The sequence below is a fragment of the Ruegeria sp. HKCCD7181 genome (assembly GCF_057221055.1).
In genome coordinates this window covers 153,097-170,045 of the sequence record NZ_JBWVBC010000002.1, presented here as the reverse complement: position 1 = coordinate 170,045, position 16,949 = coordinate 153,097, and the positions used below count along the sequence as shown (strand labels likewise).

The window sequence follows — 16,949 nt, the reverse complement described above, 5'->3', positions numbered from 1 at the left end:
ATTGAAAACATTGATTCACAGTATAGGTCGGTATCGAATAATTTAGGTGGTGTTATGTCTTACGACATGAAAAGCGGGGCAAGAGCCCCCTATGTGATGGTCGCGCCAAATGGGGCGCGACGCGGGCATGTGGACCATGCGGCGCTTCCGGTTACGATTGACGAAATCGTAAAGACCGCGACGGCCTGCAAAGCCGCAGGAGCGGACGGGGTGCATTTGCATATCCGGGACAGCTCTGGGCAGCATTCGCTGGATTCCGGGCAATATCGTGAGACCATTGCCGAGTTGCAGCGGGCTGCGCCGCAGATGGATGTTCAGATCACAACCGAGTCAGCGGGTATCTATGACGTTCAGTCGCAATATGACTGTCTGCAAGGTGTTCAGCCGACTTGGGCCTCAATTTCAGTTCGCGAAATCGCTCGTGAACCTGACATGGCTGCGCGGGTCTATGCAACGTGCCAGGAGCAGGGAACACAGGTGCAACACATTCTGTATGACAGGGCTGATGCAGACTTGCTGATCCGGTGGCAAGCCGAAGGCGTCGTGCGGACAGATCAGACAGATCGTCTGTTGGTTCTTGGGCGCTACGCGATGGATCAGCAATCGGCTCCCGTGGACTTGGATGCGTTTCCTGCCAGCCCATCGTCCTGGATGGTCTGCGCTTTTGGCGCACAGGAACATGCGTGTCTTGTTGCGGCCGCAATGCGCGGCGGAGATGTCCGCGTTGGTTTTGAGAACAGCCTGACAGGCCCGGATGGGGCATTCTGGGCTGATAATGCCGCCTCGGTTGCGGTTTTGGCGGAATCTCTTGAAGGAATAATGAAATGAGCCATGTTTTCCCGCGTCACACCAAGTCCGTTCTTCCGGTCGCGGCAGGAGGAGACGGATGTTACCTGATTGATGCACAGGGCAAACGGTATCTGGATTGTGGTGACGCAGCAGTGTCTTGTCTTGGCCATTCAAACCCCACAGTGATCAAGGCGGTACAGGATCAGGTCGAACAAGTCGCGTTTGCTCATACCGGTTTCATGACATCAGAACCAGCCGAAGCGCTGGCTGATCTGCTGATCGAACAGGCTCCGGGCGATCTGGATCGAGTTTACTTCGTGTCCGGCGGGTCCGAGGCGACCGAAGCGGCGATCAAGCTGGCGCGACAATACTACCTGGAAATCGGCCAACCCGAACGACGCCATGTGATCGCCCGGCGTCAAAGCTATCATGGCAATACGCTGGGCGCTTTGTCCGCAGGTGGTAATGCATGGCGGCGGGCGCAATTCGCCCCGATGTTAATTGAAATGACCCATATCGCACCGTGCTACGAGTATGCGGAAAAAACCGGTGACGAGAGCAGCTATGACTACGGTCAGCGTGTCGCCAATGAGTTAGAGACCGAAATTCTGCGCCTCGGTCCCGAGTCTGTGATGGCCTTCATGGCCGAACCGGTCGTGGGCGCCACTTTGGGTGCGGTTCCCGCAGTTGAGGGGTATTTCAAGCGCATCCGCGAAATATGCGACCAATACGGTGTCCTGTTGATATTGGACGAAGTCATGTGCGGAATGGGCCGCACCGGGCATCTGTTCGCCTGTGATCATGACAGGGTCGTGCCGGATATTCTGTGTATTGCCAAGGGGTTGGGCGCCGGTTATCAACCGATTGGCGCGATGCTGTGCACGGGGCAGATTTACAATGCGATCCGGGATGGCTCCGGCTTTTTCCAGCATGGGCATACCTATATCGGGCACCCGGTCGCGACCGCCGCCGCCTTGGCCGTCGTGCGGGAATTAACATCGCGCGAATTGCCTGCACGTGCCCAAGTAATGGGTGACAAAGTTCAGTCTGCTCTCGAAAACGCCTTTGGTCAGCATCCGAATATTGGTGACATTAGGGGGCGGGGTTTGTTCCGAGGGGTGGAACTGGTGGCGGATCGGGACTCGCGTGCGCCGTTTGACCCCGCGCTCGGGCTGGCGGGAAAGATCAAGAAGGCAGCTGTTGCCGAAGGTCTGATCTGTTACCCGATGTCAGGAACGCGCGATGGCAGGAATGGCGACCATGTCCTGCTTGCGCCGCCGTTTATCATTGAAGACGCACAAATCGATGAACTGGTCTCAAAACTGACCAAGGCCATCAAAGTGTCGATTCCGGCGTGAGGCGATACGCAGTCAATTCAGGGGGCAGTGCTGTCCATTGCCCTCTGATATAGCGCGTTGAAAGCCATGATCGGGTGCTCCGACTGAGACGAACAGGCATCGTCCACCACCACCGCACCATTACCCAAAGCACCGCTTTCCAGCCCGCGCTGGACTGAGTCAACAATCGGACCGTCTTCGGCAAAAGTAGTATTGCGATGCTGCAAGATGATCTCCTGCTCTACGGCATTTGGTTCGGCCTCCGGTAGCCACCAATCGACCTCGACCTTGGTCGTATTCACGCTTAGTGGTTTCCAGCGATAGGTATTCACGATCCCACCGGGATAGACCTGTAGCGCGAACAGCGGGAAGAACCACCAGGTCAAGAACTTGTCTGTGCGCGCCTTGGGGTCGGCGACATAGCTGTAAGACTTCTGAGAATCCGGCCGGGCAGGGCTGGCGTGACGAATGCCGTAATCAAAGCCACGTGTTTGGTACTGATCCGGGTCGACTACTCCGGTCGTCAGAGTTTTGTGCACGACTGCGCAGTGATAGCATTCGTTGAAATTTTCAGCGACGACTTTCCAGTTCGCATTGGCCAGGCGCTCAGTCCGGTCCGCGCGCCGGTAGCTAGGTAGATTGGGCGCGTATTCCGAAATTTCATTTAACGCATCTTCGGCCAGATCGGAGAGGGCGCGGGCCCGCGGATCGAGATTGACCAGAACCAGCCCGAAAAACACCTCGACCTGAACTGGGCGGAGCTTGTACTGGCTTTTGTCGAACCCCGGAAACGCCGCGGCGTTCGGAGCAGCGCGCAGCTGGCCCGTCGTGTCATAGGTCCACGCGTGGTAGGGGCAGGTCATTTTTTTGGTGCACCCTTTGCCTTTCAGCAATTCGTGACCGCGATGAACGCAGACATTGTAAAATGCGCGAATGACACCATCCTGCCCACGGATCACGATGATCGAAACTCCGTTGATATTCTCGACAACGAAGTCACCGAAATTCGGTAGATCGGTTTCATGGCCGACCAACTGCCATGAACGCCCAAAGATGCTGGTGCGCTCGTGGGCGAAAATGGTCTTGTCGCAATATGCACGCGCCGGAAGCGATTGATACACGCCGCCAGAAAATGACATCTCACCCATTGTGGCCTCCTGTACCCGGTTGCACGAGCTTGGAGCAGAAGCAGATCCAGTGCTTTCCACTTTGCGCCAGCGTTGTCGAAATCAGAGCGCCTGAAATCGACATGCTGCCGGAATCAGACACTCTGGATCTGGTGGCCGGGACAGGCGGAATCAAATCGCGTGTTTTGAAGTTCCTGTGAACAAAAAAACCCTGCCAGATTACCTCTGACAGGGTTCGAATTCGCGTGATTGGCGATTTTACTTTTGGGGAAGTGGGCCAATCATCATGATCATTTGACGGCCTTCCATTTTCGGCATGTTTTCGACTTTGCCGACTTCCTTGATGTCTTCGGCCACCCGTTCCAGCAGTTCACGGCCCAGATTCTGGTGGGCCATCTCGCGGCCACGGAAACGCAGGGTGATTTTGACCTTGTCGCCGTTCTCCAAAAACTTGAACACGTTACGCATCTTGACGTCATAGTCATGCGTATCGGTGTTGGGCCGGAATTTGACCTCTTTCACCTCAATGATCTTTTGCTTTTTACGCGCTTCGGCTTCGCGTTTCTGCGTCTCGTATTTGAATTTACCGAAGTCCATGATCTTGCAGACCGGAGGGTTCGCATTGGGCGAGATTTCGACCAGATCGAGGCCGGCATCAGCGGCAAGTTGCATGGCTTTGGCGGGATGAACCACCCCGACATTTTCACCTTCGGCGCCGATCAGGCGAATTTCGGGGGCACGGATTTTGTCATTGACGCGCGGTCCGGTGTCTCTCTGCGGCGGCGCGTTGTGAGGTCTGCGAGCTATGGGTTCATTCCTTTGATGATTGCAGAATTTCGAGCCCGGAATTTAGACTGGTGCGTAAAGTGTTTCAAGCGGCATAAATCGAAGGCCGCATGAAAATTCCATGAAATCCCGGTGTTTTTGCCGGTCCCAGGCCAAAAGGCCGGACCGGCAATCAGGATCAGCCGACAAAAGCCTTTTCGATCACGAACTCTTTGGGCTCGGAATTTGCGCCCTCGCGCAGGCCAAACTCTTCTAGGATCGCCTTGATGTCGTGGTTAAAGGCAAGGCTGCCGCAGACCATGGCGCGGTCTGTTTCCGGTTTGATGCCGCCTTCGATGCCCAGATCGGCAAAGACGGTCCCGTCCTTCAGCAGACTGGTGATCCGGCCCATCTTGGGGCTCTCTTCACGTGTTGTCGTCGGGTAGTAACGAATCTTGTCCGCGAATCCTTCGCCCATCAGTTCGGCCAGCATTTCGTCCTGCTTGATGCTGTCGATCAGCTCGCGACCATAATCCAGCTCGGCCACATCGCGGCAGGTGTGGGTAATGATGACCTCGTCATAGTCTTCATAGGTCTGAGGCTCGCGCAGCAGCGAGGCAAAGGGCGCAAAGCCGGTGCCGGTGGCGAAGAACCAGATGCGCTTGCCGGGCAGCAGAGCGTCATGCACCAACGTACCGACGGGCTTGGGGCGCAGGATGATCTGGTCGCCCGGTTGGATATGCTGCAACTTCGAGGTCAGCGGGCCGTCTTGCACCTTGATCGAGTAGAACTCCAACTCTTCGTCCCAGGACGGTGAGGCGATGGAATAGGCACGCAGCAGCGGCTTGCCGTTGTCGCCCAGAAGGCCGATCATCACGAACTCGCCCGAACGAAACCGAAGGGATGCCGGGCGCGACACCTTGAACGAGAACAGGCGGTCGGTCCAGTGTTTGACCTCGGTCACAGTCTGGGCGTCGGGCAGAACGGGGGCCTTAACGGCGGTTGCTTCGGTCACGGATTTCATCTCTGTCATCGTTTCACTATCGGTCTGCTTAACCGACATCTCCGTTTAATCTTTGATCCAAGTCAGGAAAAGGGGACAGATTGCCCCCCATGGTGTCACAAGCTGGCGATTGGCGGCCCTAGCCGCGCAGGCGGGACTGATAGTTGTTGTCCTGCCAATTTGCGCGGGCAAGCCATTGATCTTCTGGTTGGCGGTCGGCAAGGCTGTGATCGATTTCGACCTCATCAAAGCCGCTGCGGCGCGCCATGGCATATTGATCGGCCAGAACGTGACCTTTGGCGCGCAGACGTCCGGTATAACCCTTCAGCCGCAACGTCCGCGCAATGGTAAAGCCGCGACCGTCCGCGAAAGACGGGAAATCGACCCTGACCATTTGTGCGTTACCCAGACGATCATACAGTTCGTCCGGGTCGGTGTCTGAGGTTACGTCCAGAGCAACCACGTCATTCGCCGCATCTTCCAGCGTGACAAAACCGTCGGTCCAGTCATCGGGGGCGAACCCCCCATCCGTTACGATTACGTTCATGTTTTCTCTCCGGCGCGCACCATCTTGCCATCGACAAAATGGATGCCGCACTCTTCCTTGTTCTGATCGCGCCAGCGTCCGGCGCGGGGGTCTTCGCCTTCTTTGACCGGCGAGGTGCAGGGCGCACAACCGATCGAAGGGTATCCTTTGGCCACCAGCGGATGCCGGGGCAGGTTGTTTTCTTCCATATAGGCGCGCACGTCTTCGGGTGCCCAATGGGCCAGAGGGTTGACCTTGATCCGGCCCGTGCCGTCTTCGACTTCAAAGAAATCGAGCGCGGCCCGTGTTCCGGATTGGAACCGTTTGCGTCCGGTGATCCAGCCGTCAAAACCAGCCAGTGCCCTTTGCAGCGGGAAGGTTTTGCGCAGGTTGCAGCATGCATCCATGTCGCTCAGGCGCAAGGCGCCATAAGGGTCTTCGCGTTCAATGTCCTCATCCGCGGCCCGGATGATGCGAACATTGGTCAGACCCAGACGCTCGCTGACCTCCTGCTGGTATTCCAGCGTTTCGGTGAACAGCATCTGCGTGTCAACAAATAGCACCGGTGTCGCTTTGTTCACCACCGCCGCCATATGCAGCAAAACAACCGATTCCGCACCAAAGCTGGAGACCAGAGCAAGCTCGTCAATCTCCTCAATCGCGCCGTGCATCACATCATGCGCGCTGTGGTGGCGGAACCGGGCGTTCAACGCCTCGACCTGTTCGGTTAGTTCGCGTCTGTCCCGGCCCAGTTCCGTCTGGATCAGGTCAAGCGGCATTGGCACGCGCCTCGGGGTAGAGGGCAGCCTTGAATGGTGCCATGCCGACCCGGCGGTATGTTTCGAGGAAGGTCTCCTCGGCGCTTTCCCTTTGGTTCAGATAGGTTTCCACGATGCGCTCGACTGCGGGAACGATGTCGTCATATGCAAAGCCCGGACCCGTGCGGTCGCCGATCGCTGCGGTTTCGGTGCCGTCGCCGCCCAGGGTGATCTGGTAGTTCTCGACGCCAGCGCGATCCAGACCCAGGATGCCGATATGACCCACGTGGTGGTGACCACATGCGTTGATGCAGCCCGAGATCTTGATCTTCAGGTGACCGATATCATGCTCGAGCTTCAGGTCTTCGAAGCGGGTCGCAATTTCCTGCGCGACCGGGATCGAGCGTGCGGTGGCCAGCGCGCAGTAGTCCATGCCCGGGCAAGCGATGATGTCGCTGATCAGGCCGATATTGGCGGTCGCCAACTCATGCTCTTTCAGCTTGGCGTGGATCGCGGGCAGGTCCGACTTGTGGACATGCGGCAGGATCACGTTCTGCTCATGGCTGATACGCAGCTCGTCATAGGCGAACTCTTCGGCCAGATCGGCCATCACGCGCATCTGCTCGGCAGTCGCATCGCCCGGCGTCTGACCGTGCTTCTTGATCGAGATCGTGGCGATCGCATGATCCGCGTTCTTATGCGGCGCGATGTTGGTGTCGACCCACGAGCGGAAGACCGGATCGTTGGTATAGGCACTTTCAAACGACGCAACCGAACCCTCGCGGAAGGCAGGCGGCGCGAAATGCCCCTTGATCTCTTCCAGCAGGTTCATGTCGGCACCCTTGAACTGCGGGCGCACCTTGAGGAAGCGCTCGTTCACCTTGGCGCGGATGGCGTCGATGCCGTGCTCATGCACAGTGATCTTGATGCGCGCCTTGTACTTGTTGTCGCGGCGGCCGATCTGGTTCCAGACCGAAACGGTGGCTTCCAAATAGGCCAGCAGGTCGTCAAAGGCGACGAATTCGGACAGCTCTTTACCGATCATCGGGGTACGGCCCAGACCGCCACCCACGATAACGCGGGCACCCAGAACGCCGTCACGTTCGACCAGTTGTAGGCCGATATCATGCGCCTTGATCACGGCGCGGTCGTTGTCCGAGCCGGTGATGGCGATCTTGAACTTACGCGGCATGAACTGGAATTCCGGGTGGTCGGTCGACCACTGACGCAGCAGTTCGGCATAGGGGCGGGGGTCGGCGATTTCATCAGCGGCGGCACCGGCGAAATGGTCGGCGGTCACGTTGCGGATGGTGTTGCCCGAGGTCTGGATGGCGTGCATGCCGACCTCGGCCAGCGCGTCCAGCATATCCGGCACGTCGTTCAGTTTCGGCCAGTTGTACTGGATGTTCTGACGGGTGGTGAAATGGCCATAGCCCTTGTCCCACTTTTCAGCCAGCAGGGCCAGTTGACGCATCTGTGCGCTGTTCAGCGTGCCATAGGGGATGGCGACCCGCAGCATGTAGGCGTGCAGCTGCAGATACAGGCCGTTCATCAGGCGCAGGGGCTTGAATTCGTCTTCGGTCAGCGAGCCGTCAATGCGGCGCTCGACCTGCGCGCGGAACTGCGCGTTACGTTCTGCCAAAAATGCCGTGTCGAACTCGGAGTAGCGATACATGATTAGCTGTCCTTAGTTGCAGCCCCGAACCTTGGGGCCTTGAAGGGGAGAGAGAGGGCCAGAGGTCAGGCCCGGGGCTGCGGGGAAGTTTCCTGTTTGCCGTGGGCATAGTTGGACGGACCAGTGCGGCGGAAGTCTTCCCGGAAATGGGTGGGCTCGGGGCCGTTGTCGCTGGCTACGGCATCAGCAAGATAGGCACCAACAATCTTACTGACCTGGCGCTCAGCATCCAGAAGACGAAGCTGGGCATGCGCCTCATCGGTGATAAGCTCGGCGTCCGACAGATTGCGCGACCAGCGGTCATCTTCTGTCAGGTAAATCACGTCGCCTTCCAACAGGTCGTTGGCAGTAACCACTTTTGGGGTAAATGCGCGAGCCATCAGGCGTGCTCCTTATTGAATGAAATGTCAGTTGGGATCGGTGTGCTGTTGCCGTTCACGACATCGCAACCCAGACCTGTGGCGTCGGAATGGACGGCGTCGTTTTGCGTATGTCTTCGAAAGGGCAGCATCTGATCGCACCGGGTGTTGTTTGACTTGAGTGCTAATATAGGAAATATTCCCGGTTAAGCGCTATATTGCGGATCAAATAAGAACAAATGTTCCGGTATCGAGCGAAACTGGAACATATGTGTTAATTCGAAGGAAAAAATGGGATGTCAGTTCGAATAGACGAAACAGATCGGAAAATTCTGGCCGAGCTGCAACGTGACGCCAGTCAGTCCCTGGATGAAATAGCGGCACGGGTGGGTAGTTCCAAGACACCTGTTTGGAATCGTATTCGCAAACTCAAGGGCGCAGGAGTCATAGGTCAGCAGACGGTTCTTTTGGATGCCGAAGCTCTGGGGTTCGAGGCAACTTTTTTTGTGCTTATCCGGACGTCCGAGCACGAAGCCGAATGGCAGAGAAAGTTTCTGAAAGCGCTGCGGGATCAACCCGAGGTGCAGGAAGCGCATCGCCTGGCCGGAGATATCGACTATATCCTGAAAGTCCGCGTGAAAAATGCACGCGCGTACGATTCATTCTACCAGACCCTGATCTCGGAAGTGCGTGTGCATAACGTTACCGCTCTGCTGTCGATGGAGGAGATAAAGTCGACGACAATGCTGCCGCTGAACGCGCTGAAAGAAGGGTGACGGAGGTTCTTCATTGCGCATCCTTCGTTAAGCGGCTTCCTAGGGATGCTTTGCCCGTGGCGTTTCGCAACGATATTTTTTGCCGCCCTCAGGTTCTTACCATCAAGTTTGTCAGTCCGTGGAAATGATAGCTATCCGCATAGACCGGTTCGCTTGCCAGTCTCAAATTTGGGCACCGGTCGAAGAGAATTGGTAACCCAATACGCATTTCCAACCGGGCGAGGGGAGCTCCAACGCAGAAATGTACGCCTCCGCCAAAGCTTGAGTTTGTAACGATTTCACGCCTTGGATTGAACGTGTTTGCATGGGGCCAGATAGAGGGATCACGATTCGCGGCACCAAGCAGCAGCGCAACCTGATCACCCCGGGCAAACTTATGGCCGAACAGGTCCATGTCTTCGTAAGCGTAGCGGGTAAACAGGTGAAGTGGCGGATCGAAGCGTATGATCTCTTCGACAGTACGGTCGATTGAGGCTGGTTTCAGAACGTCCAGTGGCGTTCTGGTTTCCAAGAGTGTCTTCACCCCGTTTCCCAACGAATGCACCGTGGCCTCGTGTCCGGCATTCAGGAGCAGAATGCAGGTCGAAATGAGCTCATCCCGCGAGAGTTTTTCACCGTCTTCTTCCGCCGCAATCAGTCGTGTTATCAGGTCATCGCGCGGGTCAGTGCGGCGTTGTTCTATGTACTCGGAAAGAAACACAGTAAAGGCTGCTGAAGCTTGCGCGGCCTCCTCCTCGATCTGACGAGTGCGTCCAGCCTGATACATCGCGACCATTGCATGAGACCATCTTAGCAAATCCGCGGCTTTGGTTTCAGGCACGCCCAACAGACGGCAAATGGTAATGACCGGAATCTGCGTGCAATACGCATCCAGAAGATCGAAAGGCTCGTTCGGAAAAGAGTCGATTAACTCGTGGCACAAGTGTTCAATTGCGGGCGCCAGTGCCGAAATCGCTCGGGACGTGAACGCACGCAGCACCAGCGCACGCAAGCGGGTATGCCGAGGCGGCTCTGCTTCAAGCAGCGAATGGGCCTCGATCGCGAGCCAGGGCGCAAGATGGGCGGGCTCCTCGATCGCCGATTCGGGTGGGCGCTCTGTTCCAAATCGGCGGTCTCGGAAAATGTCCTGCACCGCTTTATTGGAAACCGCAGCGGGCATTCCATAGTCCTTCCAGAACACGAGATCCCCATGTTCGCGGGCAGAGTCATAGAACGGGTAGGGATTCTGCACGAATTCAGGTTCGGTGGGGGATTGGATCATCGTCTTCATACGCGGCAGACTTGCCATGAGGCGCGGTGAATGCAAGACCCTATGTCATGCAGAGATTTTGGGTCATTGCTGGTTTTCTGTGCGCGGTTGGATTGTTGTCAGCCGCGGTTTGGACGTCTGGCTATCGTCAGGCGTTGTCACAGCTGAGCGAAAAGGCGCAGGCGGACCTTGAACTGGCCTCGGATCGATTGAGCTCTCAGTTGCAGGTTTATCAGGAACTTGCAGTGTTGATGGCCGGGCATCCGACATTGACCGATTTGAACAATCCCGAACGAAAGAGAGCTGCGCGTATCCTATTGCTGGAAACTGCGGACAAAACCGCGGCCGTCGATGTGTTATTCGCTGCCCCCGGTGGAGAGGTTCTGGCCGCAGCGCATGACGTGGTGGATGGAACTGTGCGCGGGCAACCGGCATTCGAACGCGCAATGCAAGGGGCGCTGGGAAGTTCCCATGGGGTCCTGTCGGGCACCAGTGATCGAATTTATTCTTACGCGGCCCCGGTTTTTGCACCAGACGGTCGCGTGGATGGCGCGTTGATGGTTATCGCGGATGTCGAAGACATCGAACAAACATGGCGGGGAAGCACCGAAGCGGTGTTCTTCGTGGATCACGCGGGACTTGTCTTTATATCCAACCGGTCTGATCTTTTGTTCTGGCAACGCGATCCGGGGCAAGTCGGGCTTTCTCCACCCGGCGTTGACCTTGACTTCTCGTCCATGCGGGTGGGCCAGCATGAATTGTGGCGTTTGGGATGGGGCGCGTATCTGCCACGCAATGCATTACATCTGGCCCGCGATTTGCCGGTCATTGGTATGACTGGCGAAGTTCTGATGGATGTAGCTCCTGCGCGCCGTTTGGCCGCTTTGCAGGCCGCTGCCGTTGCCGCGATCTGTCTTGCGTTTGGGGCGTTTTTGTTTCTTGCGACCGAACGACGGAGGACGTTGGCAGACGCCAATGCCGTGCTGGAAAGTCGAGTTTTGCAGCGCACGCGCGCGCTGACTGCCGCAAACACCGCCCTGCGGCGTGAGGTGGCCGAACGGGAAGAGGCGGAAGCCGCGTTGAAACAGGCCCAAGCCGACCTTGTTCAAGCCGGCAAGTTGAGTGCGCTGGGTCAAATGTCTGCTGGGATCAGCCATGAACTGAACCAACCGCTTATGGCGATTCAACAATTTGCCGACAATGGCGCGGCGTTTCTGGCGCATGGCAAGGGTAAAAAGGCCGGTGAAAACCTCGGACGAATTTCGGATATGGCCGCGCGAATGGCACGGATCATCAAGAACCTTCGGGCTTTTGCCCGCAATGAAAGCGAACCCATGGGCAAGGTCGATCTGGTGCAGGTCATCAACACTGCGGTGGAGTTAACTGAGGCGCGCTTGCGTGCTGATAGGGTGACTCTGGATTGGCAACCAATCGACAAACCTATTTTCGCCTGGGGTGGAGAGGTGCGGCTGGTGCAAGTTTTCGTCAACTTGATCAACAATGCGGCTGACGCCATGAGCAATCAGGAAGACCGCCACATTGGCATCGAGATCGACGCAGGTGAGCGGCTGGCGGTTACAGTACAGGATATCGGACCGGGGATTGAAGAGCCCGAGAAGCTGTTTGAACCCTTCTATACGACGAAGGCCGTGGGCTCATCAGAGGGAATGGGGCTGGGTCTTTCGATTTCCTATGGGCTTGTTCAAAGCTTTGGTGGAAATATCAGGGGTATCAACGCGGGCAAGGGCGCAATGTTCACCGTCGAACTTGAATATTACCGGGAGGACAAGGTTGCATGATCCGCAAGGTGCTTTTGGTCGATGATGACGCGGCGGTGCGCGAGGCGTTGGCTCAAACATTGGAATTGGCCGAATATGAGCCCGTCACGGCAGGCTCATTTGTCGCCGCAAAGGATCATATCCGCAGGGATTTTTCCGGAGTCATCGTCTCGGATATTCGAATGCCAGGGCGTGATGGCTTTCACTTGTTGGCCTATGCTCGAGACACTGATCCCGAACTGCCGGTAGTTTTACTCACGGGTGAGGGCGACATACCGATGGCCGTTCAGGCCATGGGGCAAGGCGCCTTCGATTTTCTGGAAAAACCGTGTGCTGCAACCGATTTGTTGGATGTACTCAAACGCGCGTTCGAGGCCCGCTCACAAGTGCTGGAGCACCGCGCACTGAAGCATGAGATAGAGAGGGGGGATCCGGCGGCACGGATGTTGTTCGGCCGTTCACAGCAAGCAGAGGCCCTCAGGGACCGTGTTCGGGCGGTGGCCCCGACCCGAGCCGAGGTGCTGGTCACTGGACCTGCAGGAAGTGGCATCTCGAAAATTGCTGAGGTGGTCCACTTGATGTCGCCGGACCGGCAGGGGCCGTTTGTCAAAAGGGCAGCATCCGGTCTGACGCCGGGCGAATTGTTGCAGGGGTGCGAGGATGCAGCGGGCGGGTCCCTGTTTCTGGACGAAGTTTCGGCACTGCCCGACGCCACCCAATACGCAGCACTGGAATTGATGGAAAAAACGGTGGGGACGCGCATAATTGCCGGCACCACTGCCGATCTGGCCGAGCTATCAGAACGCGGAGATTTCAATGCGGATCTCTATTATCGTCTGGATGTCATGCCCGTGCGCATCCCGGCCTTGTCAGAGCGGCCCGAAGATATACCGGTGATCTTTCGCCATTATGTCGCGCAGGCAGCCGAGCAGGCAGGTATCGTCGAGCCGGAGATCACTTCAGACCATCTTGCTTCGCTGATGGCGCAAGACTGGCCGGGAAACGCACGGTCTCTGATGTCTGCCGCCATGCGGTTTGTCCTGGGTATGCCAGAGGAGGTGGCGAAGGCGGCCGATCTGGGACTGAGCGAACAAATGGCACGAGTGGAACGGTCGCTGCTTATCGCGGCGCTCGGCCGGCATAATGGCAAGGCGTCCGAGGCCGCAAAAGCGTTGAAATTGCCACGTAAGACATTCTACGACAAACTGGCGCGATATCAGATACGCCCAGAAGACTATCGCAGATAGTTTTCCTGGTTGGCTTTGACTTCATTTCATGCGGGGCACGTCGGTGGATTGCACTCGACGCAAGTGGTCAAGCCCGTGATTCGGTTGATTGATTCGAAACTGTGCGGATTTCCGCACAACCGGCGATTGGGATGTGCGGTTTTTCGCACTCATCAAGTTGGCTACAGACGGTCACTCGAAAAGTATCTTGGTAACATACCGAAAACTAAAGATTAAATACGATCTGCTTCAAAAATCAACAAATCGTTGAGAGCTTATCTGCGATTCGTTTGACTGCGCGCAGTGATCGCCGATGAGGCGTTCAGCAGAGATTTCACAGAAGTCTGGGAGGAAAAGACACATGAAGTTCCTGACAACCGCCGCTACCGCGCTTGCCCTTTCTGTCACCGCAACCGCAGGCTTTGCAGCCTGCGACGACGGCGAGATTGTGGTGAAGTTCGCGCATGTGACAAACACCGACAAGCACCCTAAAGGTATCGCCGCTTCGCTGCTCGAGCAGCGCGTCAATGACGAGATGAATGGCGTGATGTGCATAGAGGTCTATCCGAACTCTACGCTCTATAACGATGACAAAGTGCTTGAAGCAATGCTGCAAGGCGACGTGCAACTGGCTGCGCCGTCTCTGTCAAAGTTCGAGAAATTCACCAAGCAATTCCGTCTGTTTGACCTGCCGTTCATGTTCAAGAACATCGACGCTGTGGATGCATTCCAAGCCTCGGCAGATGGTCAGGCGATGAAAGACAGCATGCAGCGCCGTGGTCTGCAGGGGCTGGCATTCTGGCACAACGGAATGAAGCAGATGTCAGCTAATAAGCCGCTGGAAGAGCCGTCGGATGCGGAAGGCCTGAAGTTCCGCGTTCAGTCCTCGGACGTGCTGGTTGCGCAGATGGAAGCCATTGGCGGCAGCCCGCAGAAGATGGCGTTCTCGGAGGTCTATGGCGCGTTGCAGCAGGGCGTTGTGGACGGGCAGGAAAACACCTGGTCGAACATCTACGGCAAAAAGTTCTTTGAGGTTCAAGACGGTATCACCGAAACCAACCATGGCATCATCGACTATCTGGTTGTGACATCCGTGGACTGGCTGGACAGCCTTGACCCTGAAGTGCGTGATCAGTTTCTGACCATTCTGGCCGAAGTGACTGAGACGCGGAACAAAGAAGCCTTCACCGTGAACGAAGCGGCCAAAGCCTCGATCACAGACGCGGGTGGCATCATCCGCGAACTGAACCCGGAACAGCGTCAAGCATGGGTTGATGCGATGAAGCCTGTTTGGGACAAGTTCGCCGGTGACGTGGGTCAGGACAAGATCGACGCCGCTCAGGCCATCAACGCTGGGTTCTAAGCCCGGTACAGGTCGCGCGTCCGGGACTGGGGAGTGATGGACGCGCAGACCAGGCGGGCCGTTTGAGGCCCGCCACCCTTTACTCTCATCATAAAAAATGCGGGGACAGAGATATGTCTGGTGCGAAATCCGGCCAAGGCGGGCTGGTCGACCATATCGAAGAAACCCTGATCGCGTGTCTGCTGGGTCTGATGACAGTCGTCACCTTTGCTAACGTGATCGCGCGGTTTGTGTTTAATTCCAACATCCTGTGGGCGCTTGAGCTGACGGTTTTCACCTTTGGTTGGCTGGTTCTTCTTGGGGCTTCCTACGCCGTCAAGAAACATGCGCATCTGGGCGTTGATGCAATTCTGAACATGCTGGCCCCGGCGCCGCGCCGGATACTGGCGCTGATTGCTGTCGGGTGTTGTCTGGTGTTCTCGCTGTTGTTGCTGAAGGGGTCGTACGACTATTGGGCGGTCTTTGCTGACCTGCCGCCGACTTCCGGCCGCTGGTTCCCAACCGGGTTCGATACCAGCGCGCGCAGTCAGAGCTTCTATGAAGTCGATGACATCCCCATGGTGGCGCCGCTGCGCTTTCTTGAAGGCCTGATCAACTATGGCGAAGGCTACGAAAAGCTACCCAAAGTGGTGCCCTATCTGGTGTTGCCAGTGTCGATGCTGTTGCTGGTGATCCGCTTTGCACAGGTCGCAGTTCAAATCTGGCGCGGCGATACCGACCGTCTTGTCGCCAGCCACGAAGTCGAGGACGAGATCGAAGAAGTCCGGGCTCAGCAAGGAGAGCATGACTGATGGACGTAGTACTTCTCTTCTCGATGGTCATCGGCCTGCTGCTGATTGGTGTACCGATCGCGGTGGCTCTGGGCCTCAGTTCGACCCTGTTCCTGCTGATCTATTCCGATAGCTCGCTGGCCTCGGTTGCAGGCACCCTGTTTGAAGCCTTTGAAGGTCATTTTACACTGCTGGCCATTCCGTTCTTCATCCTCGCGTCGTCTTTTATGACGACAGGTGGTGTGGCGCGGCGGATTATCCGGTTCTCGATTGCCTGCGTGGGGCATCTGCCCGGCGGATTGGCAATTGCAGGTGTCTTCGCCTGTATGCTGTTCGCAGCACTGTCAGGTTCGTCCCCGGCAACTGTCGTGGCAATCGGGTCCATTGTTATCGCGGGGATGCGCCAAGTTGGCTACTCCAAAGAGTTTGCCGCCGGTGTGATCTGTAACGCGGGTACATTGGGTATCCTGATCCCGCCGTCCATCGTGATGGTGGTCTACGCCGCGGCGGTCGAGGTTTCTGTCGGTCGCATGTTCCTGGCAGGCGTCATTCCGGGCTTGATGGCAGGCTTGATGCTGATGGTCACGATCTACGTGATGGCCAAGGTCAAGAACCTGCCCAAGGGCGACTGGAAAGGGTGGGGCGAAGTCTTCACTTCGGCGCGCGAGGCCGGATGGGGCCTGTTCCTGATTGTGATCATTCTTGGCGGTATCTACGGAGGCATCTTCACGCCAACTGAAGCCGCCGCCGTAGCCGCTGTTTATGCCTTCCTCATCGCCAGCTTCGTCTACAAGGATATGGGGCCGCTCAGCACAGAAGGGGATTCGCAGAACATCTCTCTGCTGAAGAAACCCTATGCGCTGGTCACGGCATTCATCCACCCTGACACCAAACACACTTTGTTCGAGGCCGGCAAACTGACGGTGACACTGCTGTTCGTGATCGCCAACGCTTTGATCCTCAAGCACGTGTTGACAGATGAGCAAGTTCCGCAACACATCGCCACCGCCATGCTCTCGGCGGGTCTGGGGCCGGTGACCTTCCTGATTGTGGTCAACGTCATCCTGCTGATCGGTGGTCAGTTTATGGAACCTTCGGGATTGCTGGTCATCGTGGCGCCCCTGGTGTTCCCGATTGCCATCGAGTTGGGAATCGACCCGATCCACCTCGGCATCATCATGGTTGTGAACATGGAGATCGGGATGATTACGCCTCCGGTCGGTCTGAACCTCTTCGTCACCTCCGGTGTTGCGGGCATGCCGATGATGAGCGTGGTGCGCGCAGCACTGCCCTTCCTCGCGGTGTTGTTTGTCTTCCTGATCATGGTGACCTACATCCCGTGGATTTCGACCTTCCTGCCGAACACCTTCATGGGGCCGGAGATTATCACCAACTAGGGTTTGTTAACCCGTCAATAGGCCGGGCGGCGCGATCCGCCCGGTTTTTCT

Annotated in this window: 16 protein-coding genes; 8 read left to right on the top strand and 8 right to left on the bottom strand. The window is 56.9% G+C overall.

Annotation, left to right across the window (positions count from 1 at the left end; all coding sequences use genetic code 11):
• Window positions 1-54: 54 nt before the first annotated feature.
• Both AC2TCY_RS04285 and AC2TCY_RS04280 read left to right on the top strand, forming a co-directional pair.
• Entirely contained in the window at window positions 55-828 is a 774-nt protein-coding gene (locus AC2TCY_RS04285) for a beta-keto acid cleavage family enzyme (protein WP_480845711.1), read from the top strand.
• Window positions 825-2,147, top strand: a complete 1,323-nt coding sequence (locus AC2TCY_RS04280) for an aspartate aminotransferase family protein (protein ID WP_480845710.1) — start codon at window positions 825-827, stop codon at window positions 2,145-2,147. The genes AC2TCY_RS04285 and AC2TCY_RS04280 overlap by 4 nt, the downstream gene beginning before the upstream one ends.
• A gap of 17 nt (window positions 2,148-2,164) precedes the next feature.
• Here AC2TCY_RS04280 and AC2TCY_RS04275 read toward each other — a convergent pair whose 3' ends face one another.
• The 7 genes from AC2TCY_RS04275 to AC2TCY_RS04245 all read right to left on the bottom strand — a co-directional run bounded on the left by AC2TCY_RS04275 (window position 2,165) and on the right by AC2TCY_RS04245 (window position 8,360).
• Window positions 2,165-3,274, bottom strand: coding sequence for an aromatic ring-hydroxylating oxygenase subunit alpha (locus AC2TCY_RS04275; RefSeq protein WP_480845709.1), 1,110 nt, complete (start codon window positions 3,272-3,274; stop codon window positions 2,165-2,167).
• Window positions 3,275-3,511: 237 nt separating this feature from the next.
• Entirely contained in the window at window positions 3,512-3,973 is a 462-nt protein-coding gene (gene infC / locus AC2TCY_RS04270) for a translation initiation factor IF-3 (protein WP_480846361.1), read from the bottom strand.
• Window positions 3,974-4,217: 244 nt separating this feature from the next.
• A complete protein-coding gene (locus AC2TCY_RS04265) occupies window positions 4,218-5,051 on the bottom strand; it encodes a ferredoxin--NADP reductase (RefSeq protein ID WP_480846360.1) in 834 nt (277 codons plus the stop codon).
• A 109-nt stretch (window positions 5,052-5,160) separates the two neighbouring features.
• The gene (locus AC2TCY_RS04260; RefSeq protein WP_480845708.1) at window positions 5,161-5,568 is read right to left on the bottom strand and encodes a DUF934 domain-containing protein; all 408 of its coding nucleotides are present in this window, start codon (window positions 5,566-5,568) and stop codon (window positions 5,161-5,163) included.
• On the bottom strand, window positions 5,565-6,326 hold the full coding sequence (locus tag AC2TCY_RS04255; protein WP_480845707.1) for a phosphoadenylyl-sulfate reductase: 762 nt from the start codon (window positions 6,324-6,326) through the stop codon (window positions 5,565-5,567). The genes AC2TCY_RS04260 and AC2TCY_RS04255 overlap by 4 nt, the downstream gene beginning before the upstream one ends.
• Window positions 6,316-7,980: a nitrite/sulfite reductase gene (locus tag AC2TCY_RS04250; RefSeq protein ID WP_480845705.1), complete on the bottom strand. Its 1,665-nt coding sequence runs from the start codon at window positions 7,978-7,980 to the stop codon at window positions 6,316-6,318. The genes AC2TCY_RS04255 and AC2TCY_RS04250 overlap by 11 nt, the downstream gene beginning before the upstream one ends.
• Before the next feature lie 65 nt (window positions 7,981-8,045).
• Window positions 8,046-8,360 carry a DUF2849 domain-containing protein gene (locus AC2TCY_RS04245; protein ID WP_480845704.1) on the bottom strand — a complete coding sequence of 105 codons (315 nt, stop codon included), beginning with the start codon at window positions 8,358-8,360 and terminating at the stop codon, window positions 8,046-8,048.
• Window positions 8,361-8,635: 275 nt separating this feature from the next.
• Between AC2TCY_RS04245 and AC2TCY_RS04240 the strand changes: the two genes are divergently transcribed.
• Entirely contained in the window at window positions 8,636-9,115 is a 480-nt protein-coding gene (locus AC2TCY_RS04240) for an Lrp/AsnC family transcriptional regulator (RefSeq protein WP_480845702.1), read from the top strand.
• Window positions 9,116-9,203: 88 nt separating this feature from the next.
• Here AC2TCY_RS04240 and AC2TCY_RS04235 read toward each other — a convergent pair whose 3' ends face one another.
• Complete coding sequence (locus AC2TCY_RS04235; protein WP_480845701.1) at window positions 9,204-10,385, bottom strand: cytochrome P450; 1,182 nt, start codon at window positions 10,383-10,385, stop codon at window positions 9,204-9,206.
• A gap of 47 nt (window positions 10,386-10,432) precedes the next feature.
• On the opposite strand from AC2TCY_RS04235, the gene AC2TCY_RS04230 reads away from it, so the two are divergent.
• The 5 genes from AC2TCY_RS04230 to AC2TCY_RS04210 all read left to right on the top strand — a co-directional run bounded on the left by AC2TCY_RS04230 (window position 10,433) and on the right by AC2TCY_RS04210 (window position 16,898).
• Window positions 10,433-12,163, top strand: a complete 1,731-nt coding sequence (locus AC2TCY_RS04230; protein ID WP_480845700.1) for a sensor histidine kinase — start codon at window positions 10,433-10,435, stop codon at window positions 12,161-12,163.
• The gene (locus AC2TCY_RS04225; RefSeq protein WP_480845699.1) at window positions 12,160-13,389 is read left to right on the top strand and encodes a sigma-54-dependent transcriptional regulator; all 1,230 of its coding nucleotides are present in this window, start codon (window positions 12,160-12,162) and stop codon (window positions 13,387-13,389) included. The genes AC2TCY_RS04230 and AC2TCY_RS04225 overlap by 4 nt, the downstream gene beginning before the upstream one ends.
• A 340-nt stretch (window positions 13,390-13,729) precedes the next feature.
• Window positions 13,730-14,731 carry a DctP family TRAP transporter solute-binding subunit gene (locus AC2TCY_RS04220; protein ID WP_480845697.1) on the top strand — a complete coding sequence of 334 codons (1,002 nt, stop codon included), beginning with the start codon at window positions 13,730-13,732 and terminating at the stop codon, window positions 14,729-14,731.
• Between the two features lie 113 nt (window positions 14,732-14,844).
• On the top strand, window positions 14,845-15,522 hold the full coding sequence (locus tag AC2TCY_RS04215) for a TRAP transporter small permease (protein WP_480845696.1): 678 nt from the start codon (window positions 14,845-14,847) through the stop codon (window positions 15,520-15,522).
• A complete protein-coding gene (locus tag AC2TCY_RS04210; RefSeq protein ID WP_480845695.1) occupies window positions 15,522-16,898 on the top strand; it encodes a TRAP transporter large permease in 1,377 nt (458 codons plus the stop codon). Before AC2TCY_RS04215 ends, AC2TCY_RS04210 begins: the two co-directional genes overlap by 1 nt.
• The last annotated feature ends 51 nt before the right edge of the window (window positions 16,899-16,949 follow it).